Annotated in this window: 18 protein-coding genes and 1 pseudogene; 15 read left to right on the forward strand and 4 right to left on the reverse strand. The window is 42.4% G+C overall.

The window, feature by feature from the left end:
• The first annotated feature begins 21 nt into the window (after nt 1–21).
• Nucleotides 22–990 (forward strand): OmpA family protein, encoded by a 969-nt coding sequence (locus tag F0251_RS01770; RefSeq protein WP_171730174.1) that lies wholly within the window; start codon nt 22–24, stop codon nt 988–990.
• 83 nt (nt 991–1,073) lie between these two features.
• Here F0251_RS01770 and F0251_RS01775 read toward each other — a convergent pair whose 3' ends face one another.
• On the reverse strand, nt 1,074–1,493 hold the full coding sequence (locus F0251_RS01775; RefSeq protein ID WP_061031708.1) for a BLUF domain-containing protein: 420 nt from the start codon (nt 1,491–1,493) through the stop codon (nt 1,074–1,076).
• 221 nt (nt 1,494–1,714) lie between these two features.
• Nucleotides 1,715–1,906: a hypothetical protein gene (locus tag F0251_RS01780; protein ID WP_061031707.1), complete on the reverse strand. Its 192-nt coding sequence runs from the start codon at nt 1,904–1,906 to the stop codon at nt 1,715–1,717.
• 515 nt (nt 1,907–2,421) lie between these two features.
• Here F0251_RS01780 and F0251_RS01785 point away from each other — a divergent pair.
• From F0251_RS01785 to F0251_RS01820, 8 genes and pseudogenes are all read left to right on the forward strand, one after another.
• On the forward strand, nt 2,422–2,850 hold the full coding sequence (locus F0251_RS01785) for a hypothetical protein (protein ID WP_105059302.1): 429 nt from the start codon (nt 2,422–2,424) through the stop codon (nt 2,848–2,850).
• A 106-nt stretch (nt 2,851–2,956) separates the two neighbouring features.
• Complete coding sequence (locus F0251_RS01790; RefSeq protein WP_105059303.1) at nt 2,957–3,742, forward strand: hypothetical protein; 786 nt, start codon at nt 2,957–2,959, stop codon at nt 3,740–3,742.
• A gap of 64 nt (nt 3,743–3,806) precedes the next feature.
• The gene (locus F0251_RS01795) at nt 3,807–4,328 is read left to right on the forward strand and encodes a GNAT family N-acetyltransferase (protein ID WP_061031706.1); all 522 of its coding nucleotides are present in this window, start codon (nt 3,807–3,809) and stop codon (nt 4,326–4,328) included.
• A 113-nt stretch (nt 4,329–4,441) separates the two neighbouring features.
• The gene (locus F0251_RS01800) at nt 4,442–4,693 is read left to right on the forward strand and encodes a TIGR03643 family protein (protein WP_008222468.1); all 252 of its coding nucleotides are present in this window, start codon (nt 4,442–4,444) and stop codon (nt 4,691–4,693) included.
• Between the two features lie 238 nt (nt 4,694–4,931).
• A pseudogene (locus tag F0251_RS01805) lies at nt 4,932–5,560 on the forward strand (LysE family transporter).
• Between the two features lie 60 nt (nt 5,561–5,620).
• Complete coding sequence (locus F0251_RS01810) at nt 5,621–6,268, forward strand: HAD-IA family hydrolase (RefSeq protein WP_171730175.1); 648 nt, start codon at nt 5,621–5,623, stop codon at nt 6,266–6,268.
• Nucleotides 6,269–6,307: 39 nt separating this feature from the next.
• Nucleotides 6,308–6,826, forward strand: a complete 519-nt coding sequence (locus F0251_RS01815) for a GNAT family N-acetyltransferase (RefSeq protein WP_105059307.1) — start codon at nt 6,308–6,310, stop codon at nt 6,824–6,826.
• Nucleotides 6,827–6,864: 38 nt separating this feature from the next.
• Complete coding sequence (locus F0251_RS01820) at nt 6,865–7,395, forward strand: GNAT family N-acetyltransferase (RefSeq protein ID WP_171730176.1); 531 nt, start codon at nt 6,865–6,867, stop codon at nt 7,393–7,395.
• Between the two features lie 180 nt (nt 7,396–7,575).
• Here F0251_RS01820 and F0251_RS01825 read toward each other — a convergent pair whose 3' ends face one another.
• A complete protein-coding gene (locus F0251_RS01825) occupies nt 7,576–8,097 on the reverse strand; it encodes a prepilin-type N-terminal cleavage/methylation domain-containing protein (protein WP_171730177.1) in 522 nt (173 codons plus the stop codon).
• A 205-nt stretch (nt 8,098–8,302) separates the two neighbouring features.
• On the opposite strand from F0251_RS01825, the gene F0251_RS01830 reads away from it, so the two are divergent.
• The 5 genes from F0251_RS01830 (at nt 8,303) to F0251_RS01850 (ending at nt 11,657) form a co-directional block, all read left to right on the forward strand.
• Nucleotides 8,303–8,965: a DNA alkylation repair protein gene (locus F0251_RS01830; RefSeq protein ID WP_171730178.1), complete on the forward strand. Its 663-nt coding sequence runs from the start codon at nt 8,303–8,305 to the stop codon at nt 8,963–8,965.
• Nucleotides 8,966–9,069: 104 nt separating this feature from the next.
• On the forward strand, nt 9,070–9,834 hold the full coding sequence (locus tag F0251_RS01835; RefSeq protein WP_171730179.1) for a carbon-nitrogen hydrolase family protein: 765 nt from the start codon (nt 9,070–9,072) through the stop codon (nt 9,832–9,834).
• The gene (locus F0251_RS01840) at nt 9,818–10,573 is read left to right on the forward strand and encodes a nucleotidyltransferase domain-containing protein (protein WP_171730180.1); all 756 of its coding nucleotides are present in this window, start codon (nt 9,818–9,820) and stop codon (nt 10,571–10,573) included. The genes F0251_RS01835 and F0251_RS01840 overlap by 17 nt, the downstream gene beginning before the upstream one ends.
• Before the next feature lie 151 nt (nt 10,574–10,724).
• Nucleotides 10,725–11,234 (forward strand): RDD family protein, encoded by a 510-nt coding sequence (locus F0251_RS01845; RefSeq protein WP_061031696.1) that lies wholly within the window; start codon nt 10,725–10,727, stop codon nt 11,232–11,234.
• Between the two features lie 30 nt (nt 11,235–11,264).
• Nucleotides 11,265–11,657, forward strand: coding sequence for an NUDIX hydrolase (locus F0251_RS01850; protein WP_171730181.1), 393 nt, complete (start codon nt 11,265–11,267; stop codon nt 11,655–11,657).
• Between the two features lie 168 nt (nt 11,658–11,825).
• Here the strand turns inward: F0251_RS01850 and rplY are convergent, their stop codons facing one another.
• A complete protein-coding gene (gene rplY / locus F0251_RS01855; protein WP_008222501.1) occupies nt 11,826–12,104 on the reverse strand; it encodes a 50S ribosomal protein L25 in 279 nt (92 codons plus the stop codon).
• 369 nt (nt 12,105–12,473) lie between these two features.
• On the opposite strand from rplY, the gene F0251_RS01860 reads away from it, so the two are divergent.
• The gene (locus F0251_RS01860) at nt 12,474–13,202 is read left to right on the forward strand and encodes a glycosyltransferase (RefSeq protein ID WP_061031671.1); all 729 of its coding nucleotides are present in this window, start codon (nt 12,474–12,476) and stop codon (nt 13,200–13,202) included.
• Nucleotides 13,203–13,216: the final 14 nt, after the last annotated feature.

The raw sequence follows: 13,216 nt of genomic DNA on the forward strand, positions 1-13,216 counted from the left end.
AAATTGAGAACAAACAGTAAGATGAAAACAAAAATCGGTCTAGTCAGCAGTGTACTGAGTGCTTTATTACTGGTTGGCTGTGCAACCGACACCTATGTGAGTCAGGAAAATCGCGACAAGTTTGCAGGCTTAGATGTCTCTAAGTTTTTGATTAGCGAATGTTTAGCGCCTGAACGTGAGGTGCATATTGCGATTGCAGAGCACTTTGCTTTTGATAAATACAAACTGCGCGATCTCGACAAGATCAACCTAGATAGCTTTGTCGAAGAGATCGGAGGCCTAAAAGGGCGCATCACGATCGTTGGACACACCGATTACAAAGGCTCTCTGGAATATAACGAGCGTCTTTCACAGCGACGCGCTAAGTCAGTGGCTGATTATCTGCAAGCCCATTTAGATCCTAAGCAGTATGATTGGGAAGTGAAACATCTTGGGGAAACTCAACCTTTGTTGTTGGGCAAAACCGATAAAGATCGAGCAGAGAACCGCCGTGCATTTATCGTGTTTGAAGAAGCGCAGAAGTATGAAGAGATGCCTTTCTGTGAGCCACCAAAACCTGAGCGTAAAGTGTACATGGCAATGACGCCACACTTTGATTTTGATAAATCAGTGCTTAAGCCAGAAGACTTAACTCAGTTGGATGATTTCACAGCGCAGTTAAGTGGTTTGCAAGGCAGCATCATGGTGGCAGGGCACACTGACCAAGCCGGCTCGGTTTCTTACAACGAGAAGTTAGCGGAACGCCGTGCTGAAACTGTAGTTAAATACCTCAAAACCAAACTCGACCCTAAACAGTTTATCTGGGAAGTGAAGTCGTTTGGTAAATTGCAACCAGCCATAAACGAACGTTCAGAGAAAGCCGATGCGTTGAACCGCCGAGCGTTTATCGTGTTTAAAGAATCGGATATTACGGCTGAACAGCAAACACTTACGGGTAGTGAGCAAGAGTTTCTTCGTAGTGAAAGCGAAAAGAAGCTTGGTAATGATTAAAAGCTAGCTTTTCAAATGACGATAAAAAGCCCCATGCGTTGGGGCTTTTTGATGCGTGTAACTTGGATAAAAGGGGCGCTAATTTATTCAGATGGCAAATTCTGCTTCAACTCTAAAAGCATTTGGTAAGCACTTTCTCCAGACATCTCATATGGATTGAATTGGTTGGATGTCGAAAACTGTAAATTCACCAATTCGGTCAAGCTTGATTGAGGAATATCTCCCATAGACCAATCTCCAAATTGCCTACAGTCGATTTCTTTGAAATACAGGATCATCACCTTTTTATGACGCTTGTCATTCAAGATGTGGTTATAAGTGTGATTTACGGCGCTTCTCGATCCTTCGATGCATTGGAGGAAATATTTGTCGTTGTGACTAAGAAGACCTGTTAAATGGCTTTGTTTATTGCGGTCGTGCGAGATCTGGAGAATGTCATCTAAAGCCTCAGCGTCACAACTTTCACAAAGTGTACTGACATAAATTAACCGGGTTAGGAACATAGCTATCACTTGGATTATTTGTTCGAAGGTACTAACAAATATAAGCCAAGCTCGTAGGATTGCTAATTATTGATTGCTTTGTCATTTACTTTGTTTTTTGGGAAGGGGTCAACAAGCAGGCGAGAGGCGAGTTCAGGTTTGTGCTTTATTGTGGGTAAGACTTGGTTACCATCTTCAATAGTCGAACATCTTTGCCTGCTTGTTATCGTAATTTATTATATTTAGTCATTCAAAACCGAAATGGATTCAACATTAGAAGATGCGTCGAATCTAACATTGACCAAAACGGTTTCGCGTTCAAAGGTCACATCATCAAAATCTGTCGCGGCGATCTTAAACCCATTTTTTGCAAATAAGCTTGTTACGACCGTACGTTGTTTCTGTTCCATAGCGTGCGTTAGTAGTTCGTCCATCGTCATCTCCATTAGGCAACAGTGTGTATAAAGTAACCATACAGCTCTGCCATTATGAGATCAATTGCTTAATTGATAGCTTGCACTGATATGAGTAGATGAATGATTGAGCCATTCAAATTGTTGATACCTGGCTGCTTCTATTCTGATGAATTCTATGTCAGTGAGCACTTTATGTGATGTGGCTTCAGCAAACTCTAAGCAGACTACTCTCTTGTTCAAAATGAATTGAAATAACTGGTTACAAAGTACAGATGAAGCGCGTTGGTTAATGGAAGCATTCATTATGAGTAGCGGAAAGAATCAATTGATGAATACCTTCCGCACGGTGCAAACAGCAACTAGAGTTCAAATTTATTGATTCATATTTTGAATATTTTGTTGGTGTTGTTATAAATGTTATTAATTTCATATCCTTGCTTTTTATATTCTCTTGATTTATAAAATAGGCATTCATCGATAACTTCATGATTATATTAGTTTTTACTAACCTTTAAATAACATGGAGAAAGGCGATGACTAAGAACCAAACACGCAATAGGTTAGCGAATTTATTGAGGCTGCGTAGAGCATACAAGGCATCTGACTTTCTAGTGAGTTCTGATGAACTTCGAGTGAAGAAGGATGTTTACAGCTTACGTAAAATCAAACAGCTAGAAATCCGACAGCTGGGCATCAAAGAAAACGCAATCAATGTCATTTCATTGGCCTTGATGCTATCTGCAGCAACTTGGGCGTTCGTACCTCAGTTTGGGTTACCTATGCTCGCTCTGACCTTTATTTTGGCTTTTGTTTCGTGGCGAAAATACGAGCTTCGTGCAGAGTTTAAAGGGTCAGACGAAACTGGTGATCACTGGGTATCTGTAGCTCGAGGCTGTACTCGTGAAGAGTTTAAGATCTTAAAGAGTGTCGAAGTGAATTTGCGAGAACAAGTTGTAAGCTAACTGCGACCTCGCAGTTAGCATGGTTCACCCCTAAACAAGGCTCGTCATCATTGGCGAGCTTTTTACTTTTGGAAAGGCAAGACTTATTAAAAACGATATTAAGCAAATGCGAGTAGCCTTGGGTGTCATCTTTCTTGGCTTCAGTCTTTACACTAATGCTGACACTATTGAGTTCCCTGCTTGTGTTGAAGGTGAAGTGTTGAACACCGAGGTTCACCTTTACATTGACGAGTCTATGTTGTTGGAATACTCGAAGGCGTTTATCGCTAGTAAAGTCGCCACATGGGAAAGTTACTCCAACCTAGTTTTGAAAAACTCATGTATTCCTATGAGGAGAAAGGTAACCCAAATTACTTATACATCTGCTATCGATAGCCTTTGGTTTCAAAATGTGAGTGCGGCAGAGAGGCTACTCAAATTATCGATGGAAGATCCAATTGAAGAAATCACAGAGGACGGTCGTCCAGTTTTTACAGGTGTTGTGTTTTCAAATTATCATTCTGCTTTCGAGTCTCGATATTGTGGTGTCGCATCTAAGGTCTCTCGTTTTTTCTCTTTGGCTATAAATTGCGCGGATTCGACAATGGAACATGAAATTGGTCATATGAGCGGCGCCAACCATGACTATAAAACGGTGCTAAAAGATTACGCGACTATCGAACATTTTATCGCTGACAGGTACCCCAAAGCGCCCGCACATTCATTCGGTGCTACATGTGCAGAGAGAGGCACTGTGATGTCTTATGAGCGTGATATTATTCCTGCCTACTCTAGTCCTGAAATTAGAGTTAACGGACAGCAATGTGGAGATAACGCGCATCACAATAATGCGAGAGTGCTTAGAGAGTTCGCAAATACTCATTTAAAGCTAATAGACTCCAACAAAAATTAGTCGAGCTAATACCGAGAATCGTTAAACAGTACGATGGCGTTTGAAAACAGGACAAGGAAAGCGAATGGATATAACGATAAGACCAGCAATGCCTAGCGAATTAGCTGCCATTTATGCTTTGGTTATCTCAAACGATGAGTGGACTAAGTTTAATGGCCCTTATTTTTCGTATTCTCATCCTTCATTAGAAAGCTTTGAAGCGCATTCGTTTAAACGGCTGCTCGAGGGCGATGACCTACAGCTAGTGGTTGTCGACGGTGTACCTGTTGGAACCGTGAGTTGCTACTGGGAATGCGAAGAGACACGTTGGCTCGAAGCTGGCGTGGTCATTTATAACTCTGATTATTGGGGGAAGGGGATCGCAGCATTAGCACTTCCGCTCTGGATTACTTACCTCTTCGAAAACAAACAGATTGAGCGTGTGGGGCTAACTACTTGGTCAGGTAACCCGCGCATGATGTCTCTCGCTTTGAAGCTAGGTTTCCAGCAAGAGGCGAGGCTGAGAAAGGTGCGATATTACCAAGGCGAGTATTATGACTCGTTGAAATATGGAGTGCTCCGTAGCGAGTGGCTGGAGAGAGGATAACGACAAATATCTGTTTTTTGTTTGATGATTCCTTATCGATTCAGTGGTAACACCCTGATCTAAAAAGTGAGAGTGAGCGTACTTCTACTCAAATTTTAAAGGATGAGTGGACAATGAAATTATCTAAAGAGAGTGAATCAAGAATTATTGAAATGGCGTGGGAAGACCGAACGCCATTTGAGGCAATAGAACACCAATTTGGTTTAAATGAATCACAGGTGATTCGTTTTATGCGTAGCCATATGAAGCCAGGTAGCTTCAAGTTGTGGCGTGCTCGCGTCGCAGGTCGTGCGACAAAACATGTAAAACTTCGTAGCTCTGAAGTGTCGAGAGGTTATTGTCCAACACAATATAAGCGGCAGTAGGTTTTCTACCAACCATTTACCTCTTTCTATCAGTGGCTATCGATCTAAATAGGATATTGAGATTTAGATTGAATCTTATGGCTTGGCATTTTTTAGTTCTAAATGTGGACTCTAATTCTGAGTTAAAAGACACTCATCACACCACGTTCGAGCGCACTAATTTTGTGAATCAAGCGACGTAAAACCGTTAGTGCGTGCGATATCATTACTTAAGCTTGAGTGAATTGAGTAGAGGAAAATGGAATATTTATTGGTTCTTCTTCACGTTGCGCTGATTTGGATGCTGGCGGTCGCAACGCCCGGCGCGAATGTGCTGTTGACGATTAACACAGCGCTGCACTACAACCGCAAGCTAGCAAAATATTCTGCTTTGGTGTCAGTACGTCCATATTGCTATGGTCACTGTTTGGATGCACTGGCTTGGTTATTTTGTTCTCCCATTTCCCGGCACTGTTTAGCGTTATGAAGATCGTTGGTGGCAGTTATTTGTTGTACTTGGGTATGCGCCAGATCCTTTCAACACGAAAAGCCAAACAGCTAGATGAAGGTTTGAATACTAGCGAAGCGATGCTGCCTTCAAGTAGAAAAGTCTTTATGTCGGCGTTCATCACGAGCATCTTAAACCCTAAAACGGGGTTCTTTGTCGTGAGTTTGTTTAGTGTCTCTATGCCTGAAAATATTACCATCCCGATGGTCATCGCCATTATGCTGACTATGTCTGGTATTACCTTATGCTGGCATATGTTTCTGGCGACAGCGTTTTCACATCGAGCAGCGAAAAGTGTTTATGCACGTATCTCAAGTGTCATGGATTATGTAACTGGCGGCTTGTTTACGCTGTTTGGTATTAAAGTCATGGCGTCTTAATGTGTGTTATCTGCTCATATCAATACTGTATCAAAGTGTTTTTCATAGGTCTTAGAGTTCATGATTGAATGTAAGAAGTTTATTTTTGATGTCGATGCAACATTGGTTGATACCCAAGTGGTTATCGACAATATTTGGAAAAAATGGTGCAAGACTGTTGGTGTTCGTTTTGAAACCATGAGTGAGTATATCCATGGGCGAAAAATCGAAGAGACACTGAGCTGTATTGGCATGGAATTCTCCAATGTCACTGAGGTCAATAAAGTTAAAGCTATTGCGACCCAAGAGATGAAGCGCGTCAAGGCTATACCAAATTCTCATGATTTTTTATCAAAATTAGGTCCGGATTGCTGGTCAATCGCAACGAGTGGGCCAAGAGCCGTCGCAACAACAAGCTTAGAAGCTTCCGGTTTTACGTTACCAAAGGTCATGATTTGTGCTGAAGATGTGGTACGAGGTAAGCCAGCACCGGAGCCTTTCCTCAAAGCAGCAGAAGCTTTAGGCGCAAAAACCGAAGATTGTGTTGCAGTTGAAGATTCACCATCTGGCGTACTATCTGCTAAGAAGGCAGGATGTTTCACTATCGCTCTATTAACCAGCCATACCAGAGAAGAATTGAACCAAGCGGATTTGATCGTAAATGGGTTTGATGAACTCATACTTACTCGCAGTCAAATTGGAACCTATCAGATTCATCTTGCTAATTAGAAAGATCCTTTAATTTTATCGTAAGAGGAATAGACAACAATGAAACTAGTATCGCCCTCCAAAGAATTTGAGTTCGCTTTTAAGGTGTATTACCAAGACTTCTTGGAGCACGACATCGATAACTCTGATTATTACAAAGGCGGTGTTCTTGATTTTTCTCGTTATATTGAATGCTTAAATGATGAGGCTAGAGGCGTTAACTTACCCGATGGTTATGTGCCATGTAATCATTATTGGTTGGTAAATGATGAAGGAGAGATACTCGGCGCCATTCGTGTTCGTCATCGCATCGATAATGAGTTTCTGTCACTTGAAGCGGGGCACATTGGCTACGATATTGCTCCCTCAAAGAGAGGTTCTGGTTACGGCAAGGCAATACTCAAATTCGCTATTCCAAAAGCGAGCTCTCTGGGTATTAAACAAGCTTTGATTACCGCAGACGAAGACAATATAGCTTCACGAAAAGTCATTGAGGCAAATGGCGGTAAGTTTGAAAAAATAGTTTTTGGTAAAGTCTTTCCTGGCCCAGTAGCTCGTTATTGGCTTGACTGTCAGTAACGCCATACAGTTTAGGCGACAGATAAAAAGGAATTTTGATGTTCAAACTAGAAACTGACCGATTAGTTCTTCGAGATATGACGCTTGAAGATCAAAGCGCGTTTGTGGCCATGTCACAGGACGCCAAATATCAGCGTTTCTATGATGAAACTGATTGTGAGCCTAGTAAGTACCATCAACTCACCCAATTGTTTGTTGAACAGGCTGAGGAAGATCCTCGTCAGTCCTATCAATTAGCTGTGGAAAGTAAAGAGTCAGGGAAGTTTATCGGAACCGTGTGTTTACGCCTTGAAGATAACCAGCAAGCTTCAATGGGCTGCGCTTTTGCGAGAGCAATTCAGGGGAAAGGGCTACCCGTAGAAGCGGCCAAAGCTCTGGCTGGTTTTGGGTTTTCAGAGTTAGGTGTTCATCGAATTTATGCAGAAACCATTGGTGAGAATCTAGCGGCGATAAGATTGTGTAAGTCACTCGGGATGAGACAAGAAGCTTGCTTTAAAGAGCACCGATTCTTCAAAAATAAGTGGTGGGATACCGTTGTATTAGCGATTCTTAGTGCTGAATGGGAATGATGTGGTCACCCGCAGAAGTGCGCTATGCTAATGCTAGGCGTTTACCTTCTGGAGAGTTAGACAGCACGCTGGTTTTCGCCAAAACGTGCTTGTCTTAATTTCTAGGATGGCTGAATCTTGATGCTTGGCATTCTCTAAGTTTATTTGTGTGTACCAACACGTTGAGTATTAAACTAGAGCTTAGCTGTCTGGTTCGTCATCCACGGTGACATCGCCATTCATCGAGTTGTAGTAAATAGATATCCCCGGTACGACTCGATAATGATAACGGCATTGGTCGGTGTGGATGTACTCAGCGATATAGTCAGTATTAGTCGGTGAGTTGAAACTAGAAACGCTCGGTGGATCAATCAGGAGAGCTCCCCATACCGAAATACAGTCTTCCGGATTATCCAACCTTGGAAAATCTTCTGCGTAAGGCCATTGCTGTACTGGGTATCCCCATTCATTGAAGTCAAGCTGGCCAGTGGCAGAGTCATCATAGATAGGGATGTTCGTAGATGGACCGCCACCGTTTAAGGTCAAATTTTTTGAGTAGGCAAGATCGACACCTGCTTTGAAAGCAACGCCAGTACCTTTCACGGCTGCAATATGCGAATCTGTACTCACATTCAGGAATCTGGGCGCTGCCGTAATGGCGATTATTCCAAGAATCACAATAACTACAACAAGCTCAATAATTGTAAAACCGTTCTTTTTCATTATGCACCTCTTTTGAAGGCGGCAAGTATGCACCATAAGTGACTATTGCCAAAGGAAATTTCTATATTGCAGAGGTGATTTTATTAACCAATAATGAATGTTGTGATTTACATGGCTTTATTTTATAAAACTCAATCTAGAAGTATCTTAAGAGCCGGATATCTCACTTCAATATTGAATTTAGATAGACAAGGAGTTTGTTTTAGTGAGTATGGTCGAAACGGTAAAGCAGCATCTTTCAGAAGTGGGTTATCCGAAAGTGGATATCAAAACAGCTCAGGTTCGTTCCATTTCTGCTCAGATTTTTAAGATGATTGAAGACAAAGATATTTCTCACGTGTTGCCTCTATGTACTCAATTATTGGAGCAAAGAGATTGGGCGCTAGGAGTTATCGCGTACGATTGGGCTTTTAGGGTAAGGAAACAGTATTCAAGAGACACGTTCCCTGTTTTTGAAAGTTGGTTAACAGAGTTCGTCACAGACTGGAACGATTGTGACGACTTTTGTACTCATGCTTTTGGTGAGTTGCTGTCTCAGTACAATGATTTGTTCGATCTCACAACCAAATGGGTTGAGCATTCGAATTTTGCTATTCGTAGAGCCGCTGCGGTCATCTTAATTTATCCTATCAATAAGAATCGATACGCTGCGCTGGATCCGTTTCGCGTAGCGGATCTATTGCTCGAAGATAAGCATGACTTAGTACAGAAAGGCTATGGTTGGATGCTTAAAGTACTCAGTCAAAAAGAGCCTCAACAGGTTATTGGTTATCTGAATACCAAGTATGCCGCAATACCAAGAGTGGCTTTTCGTTACGCGATTGAAAAATTGGACAATGAGATTAAGCGAGAGTTAATGTCGCTTTGATAAGCGGTGTTTGAAGTCGAATTATAAGTACAGCCCCTAACGTAGACCGCATTTAGCTATGTAGCGATTTTTGTGCCATTTTTTGTTCTTTGGAGAAGTTTGAAATGAGTGTCACTATCAGTTTGGCCCAAATTCCTGTCGTCAGAGGCAACTGGAGAGAAAACCTTAAGCAACATCTAAAAATGATAGAGCAATCGTCAAAGTACAATGCGGATGTGGTTGTTTTCCCCGAGCTATCACTAACCGGCTATGAGCTTGATTTAGCGGAAGAACTTGCATTGTCTCTTGAGCCATCAAACTTTGAAGAACTCTCCCGAGCTTCGGTTCAAAGTGAGATGACTATTGTGGCTGGTTGTCCCCTGCGAGTTCCGGACTTATTCCATCCCACCATAGGCGCCGTTATTTGTTTTCCCGACGGCAGAGTCGAGTTCTACTCTAAACAGCACCTGCATGATGGAGAGGGCAACTACTGCTCCGCTGGCGATGTTGATTATGTATTTGATGTCAACGGGCATAAAATCGCGCTAGCAATATGCGCTGACTTCATAGAGGCGGATCACTCCCAACGAGCTAAACATCTAGATGCTGATATCTATTTAGCGAGCGCTTTAATCTCTGAGAATGGCTTTGATCCGGATTCTAAAATCTTATCTGGAATTGCGTCGGAACACGGTATACCAGTATTACTGAGCAACCATATATCTGTGACGGGAGGCTGGGAAACGTGTGGTAAGAGTTCGGTTTGGAATTTGCAAGGAGAACGCGTGAACAGTGCAAAATCAAAAGAGAGTGGCATTGTTCTATGTACTATCTCGGGCTGTGAAACAGATCCTAATATAGCTGGAAAGTGGCATGCTGAATCAAACTAGAGGTCTCGACAAAGACGGGTTCATCGAAAACCTATACTCTCCTAAGAATATCGCTCCCGAATTCCAAGAGGTTGTGAGTGCCGTTATTGATTCGTTGTTAAGTGGCCTTCCGAATCAAATTGATGGTATCTACCTATACGGAAGTGTGCCGAGAGGAACGGCGGTTGTTGGTCACTCGGATTTGGATGTTTCTATCGTACTCAATACACCTATTGGTCAAAAAGAGAAGCGACTATTTCAGCACCTTTCTGACACCATTCCCAAAGCATATCCCCAAGTCAGTAAGCTTGATATCGACCCGGGCTCACTTTCAGAAGTTCTGCAGCCACAAGAAAAATTCCATTGGCAGTTTTGGCTCAAGCACTGTTGCTGTTGTATTTGGGGTAATGATTTATCTATTGATTTTCAACGTTACAAACCTAGTCGTGAAATAGCCCTAGCGCTTAATGGTGACTTGTCTACTTTTCTTGAGCAAATGGGTCTGGCCTTTAAAACAATGACCGATGCGGATGTCGCTAAGGTTATTGGCAAGAAGTTAGTGCGGGCGGCGTACTACTTTGTCGCTGAGAAAGACGGCAGTTGGTACACCAACCTGAGCCAGTGTACCGCTGTAGCCAAGCGTTATTATCCAGACCAAAGTGGCGATATTGAATTAGCACATCAATACGCTCTCGGGCAATTAACCTCTAAAGTTGAAGCCTTGGAGTTGTATGAAAGACTAAGCAAGAACTTGTCGTGAGCGTTAGTGAGCCTGAAAATCGGTGGGGTAAATCATTGGCATATGCATACCGCTTCGCATTTGTTTTATAAATCATAGCTAGTTGAATGTATTAAAAGCTGATGTGTTGTAGGGTCTGTGCTTTATTGCCAATAGAGACCAAGGAACAAAAATGTATGCCAATAAGTATTCTAATTTCTGGAGACGCTTCTTTGCTATCTGGATAGATTCAATCGTATTTTTACCTTTGGAGTGGATAGACAACTACGTACTTTCTGGCGTGATTAGCTCGGGTGGTGTTTTTGCTTGGGGAGTGGTGAATTCACTAATTGGTGTCACTTACTACGTTGGCATGCATGCTAAATTTGGGCAAACAATCGGTAAGATGGTTACTCGAGTGAAAGTAGTGGATGTATCTGAAAGTCGAAACTTAACCCTAAAACAGTCTTGTATGAGAGATATTGTCCCAATCATGCTTATCCCCTTTAGTCTCTATGCTTACGCGCAACTGTCTTTCTACGGCCAGACTTGGGAAAGTTTAGAGCAAGGCCGAGCCTTTATTTTTGTTGGGTACGCAATGATCGGTTGGGTTCTTTTAGAGTTCATCTCCATGCTATTTAATCATAAACGCAGAGCGATTCATGATTTCATTGCAGGCTCTGTTGTCGTAAAGAAGGTTTAATTATCTAAACTTCGGCCTAAGGAAAAATCGATGGATGTCCATGAGTGTGTCTCTTTTATCTTGATCAATGAATCACAAGTATTGTTAGAAAAGCGCAGCGATTCTAAGGACACTGATCCCGGCTTAATAACAATACCTGGTGGTCATATAGAGCAGGGTGAAAATCAAATTCAAGCATTGTTTCGAGAGCTTAACGAAGAGCTAAACGTTACTCCAACTGAATACACATTCTTATGTTCGCTCTACCACCCAACAAAAGAGTTACAGCTGATCCATTATTTTGTGGTAACCCAATGGGAAGGTGAAATCACAGCTCAAGAAGCAGACAGCATCGCGTGGTACCCACTGAATTCGGCGCCTGTAGGTATCAGTGCTGATGGTGTTGCTTTGAAAGAAGTCGGGCGAGTGGGGATGGTTCTCTAAAACAGTGGTGATAAGAGGCTGTATGACGTTTTTAAGAGCTCAAAAACGGTGAAACCCCGATGTTGGTAGCATCGGGGTTTCGAATTTTTAGATTTCTCGATTGGTAAGGTCGATTATCTTTTCTATGCAGAAGGCTGGATTAATCCAATCTTATTCCTTGGTAGGGAATTAGATGCGGATGAAGTCCATGTGCTCAACTTTTGGCTTGTAAGCGTGACGTTGAACGTCTTGTGGCTTAACCTTAACTTCTGCGCCGTCAATCAGTAGAGTGATTGCTTCGTAGAACTCAGGCTTGTCCATTTGGTTGATCACTTCGTCGTGATTAAGTTCGATAGATACAGCTGCTGCTTCACCACCGTAGATTACAGCTGGGAATTTACCAGCGTGACGTAGGCGGCGGCTCGCACCTTTACCTAGTTCAGTACGTACTACTGCTTCAAATTTCATAGTTTTACTCTCAAATTAGTAAAAATTAACTTCACACCTCAATGCGACCTTGAGTATGTGGTAATGCTTAGGCAGAAACGAGTTCATGCTTAAGCGAGCGCGGATACTAACATCACATTTGAATATGAGCAAGTAAGAAGCCTATCACAAAGTGAATTTCCTTCGATATTTGGCTCGTTTGTAGATAAAACGCTCGCTAACCTTAGTTTATCGCTTTCTTTGCTCTTCTGTCTTGTTCGTTTGCCCTGTTTATATTGTCGCGAAATCATCAAGTTAATGAACGGAAAATGAATGTTCGCCTAAGGCTTGGTTAATGCTTGGTTAGGTAACCTTAGCGTTAATTAATCAGCAGAATGAATAGGTGAAAACATGGAACCAGTAAGTATTGTCGTTATTACGTTAAACGAAGAGAAACGCATTAGCCGCTTAATGGAAGAGTTGAGCGTGCAAACCCATCAAGAGTTCGAAGTGATCGTTGTCGACTCAAACAGTGAAGATAACACCCGAGAAGTCGCACAAGCCTATGAAAGTGCATTGCCAAAACTGACAGTCCACCATATGCAAGAACGCGGTGTTAGCCTTGGTCGAAACACCGGTGCTGCTTTGGCGCAATACAACAGAATCCTTTTCTTGGATGCCGACGTAAGCCTGCCTCGTAACTTCCTTGCAAAGGCGCTTTATGAGTTAGAAGAAAACAAGCTTGAAGTTGCTGGCGTATACATGAGTTCAAAAGGGCTGCCACTGGTTCATAAATTCGGTTATGGGCTGTTTAATGCGGGCTTATTTGCGACTCAGTTCTTTTTCCCGACCGCGATTGGCGCGTGTATTTTCTCAACCAAACGAGCGCATGAAGAGATCGGTGGTTTCGATGAAGAGATTGTCCTGTGTGAGGACTGTGATTACGTAAAACGAGCGAGCAAAACATGGCGATTTAGATTCCTAAATATGACTTTCGGTTTTGACCCACGTCGATTAGACCAAGATGGTGTTGTGAAGACGGGGTCAACTTACCTTAAAGCCAATGTAAGACGCTTCTTTAAAGGCGAAATGCGTAACAACGAAATGAACTACAAGTTTGGTCACTACAAAGAACAGTAAGCATTGAGGTTGTT

Origin of the sequence: Vibrio sp. 070316B (assembly GCF_013114115.1) — a bacterium.
Lineage (GTDB): Bacteria > Pseudomonadota > Gammaproteobacteria > Enterobacterales > Vibrionaceae > Vibrio > Vibrio chagasii_B.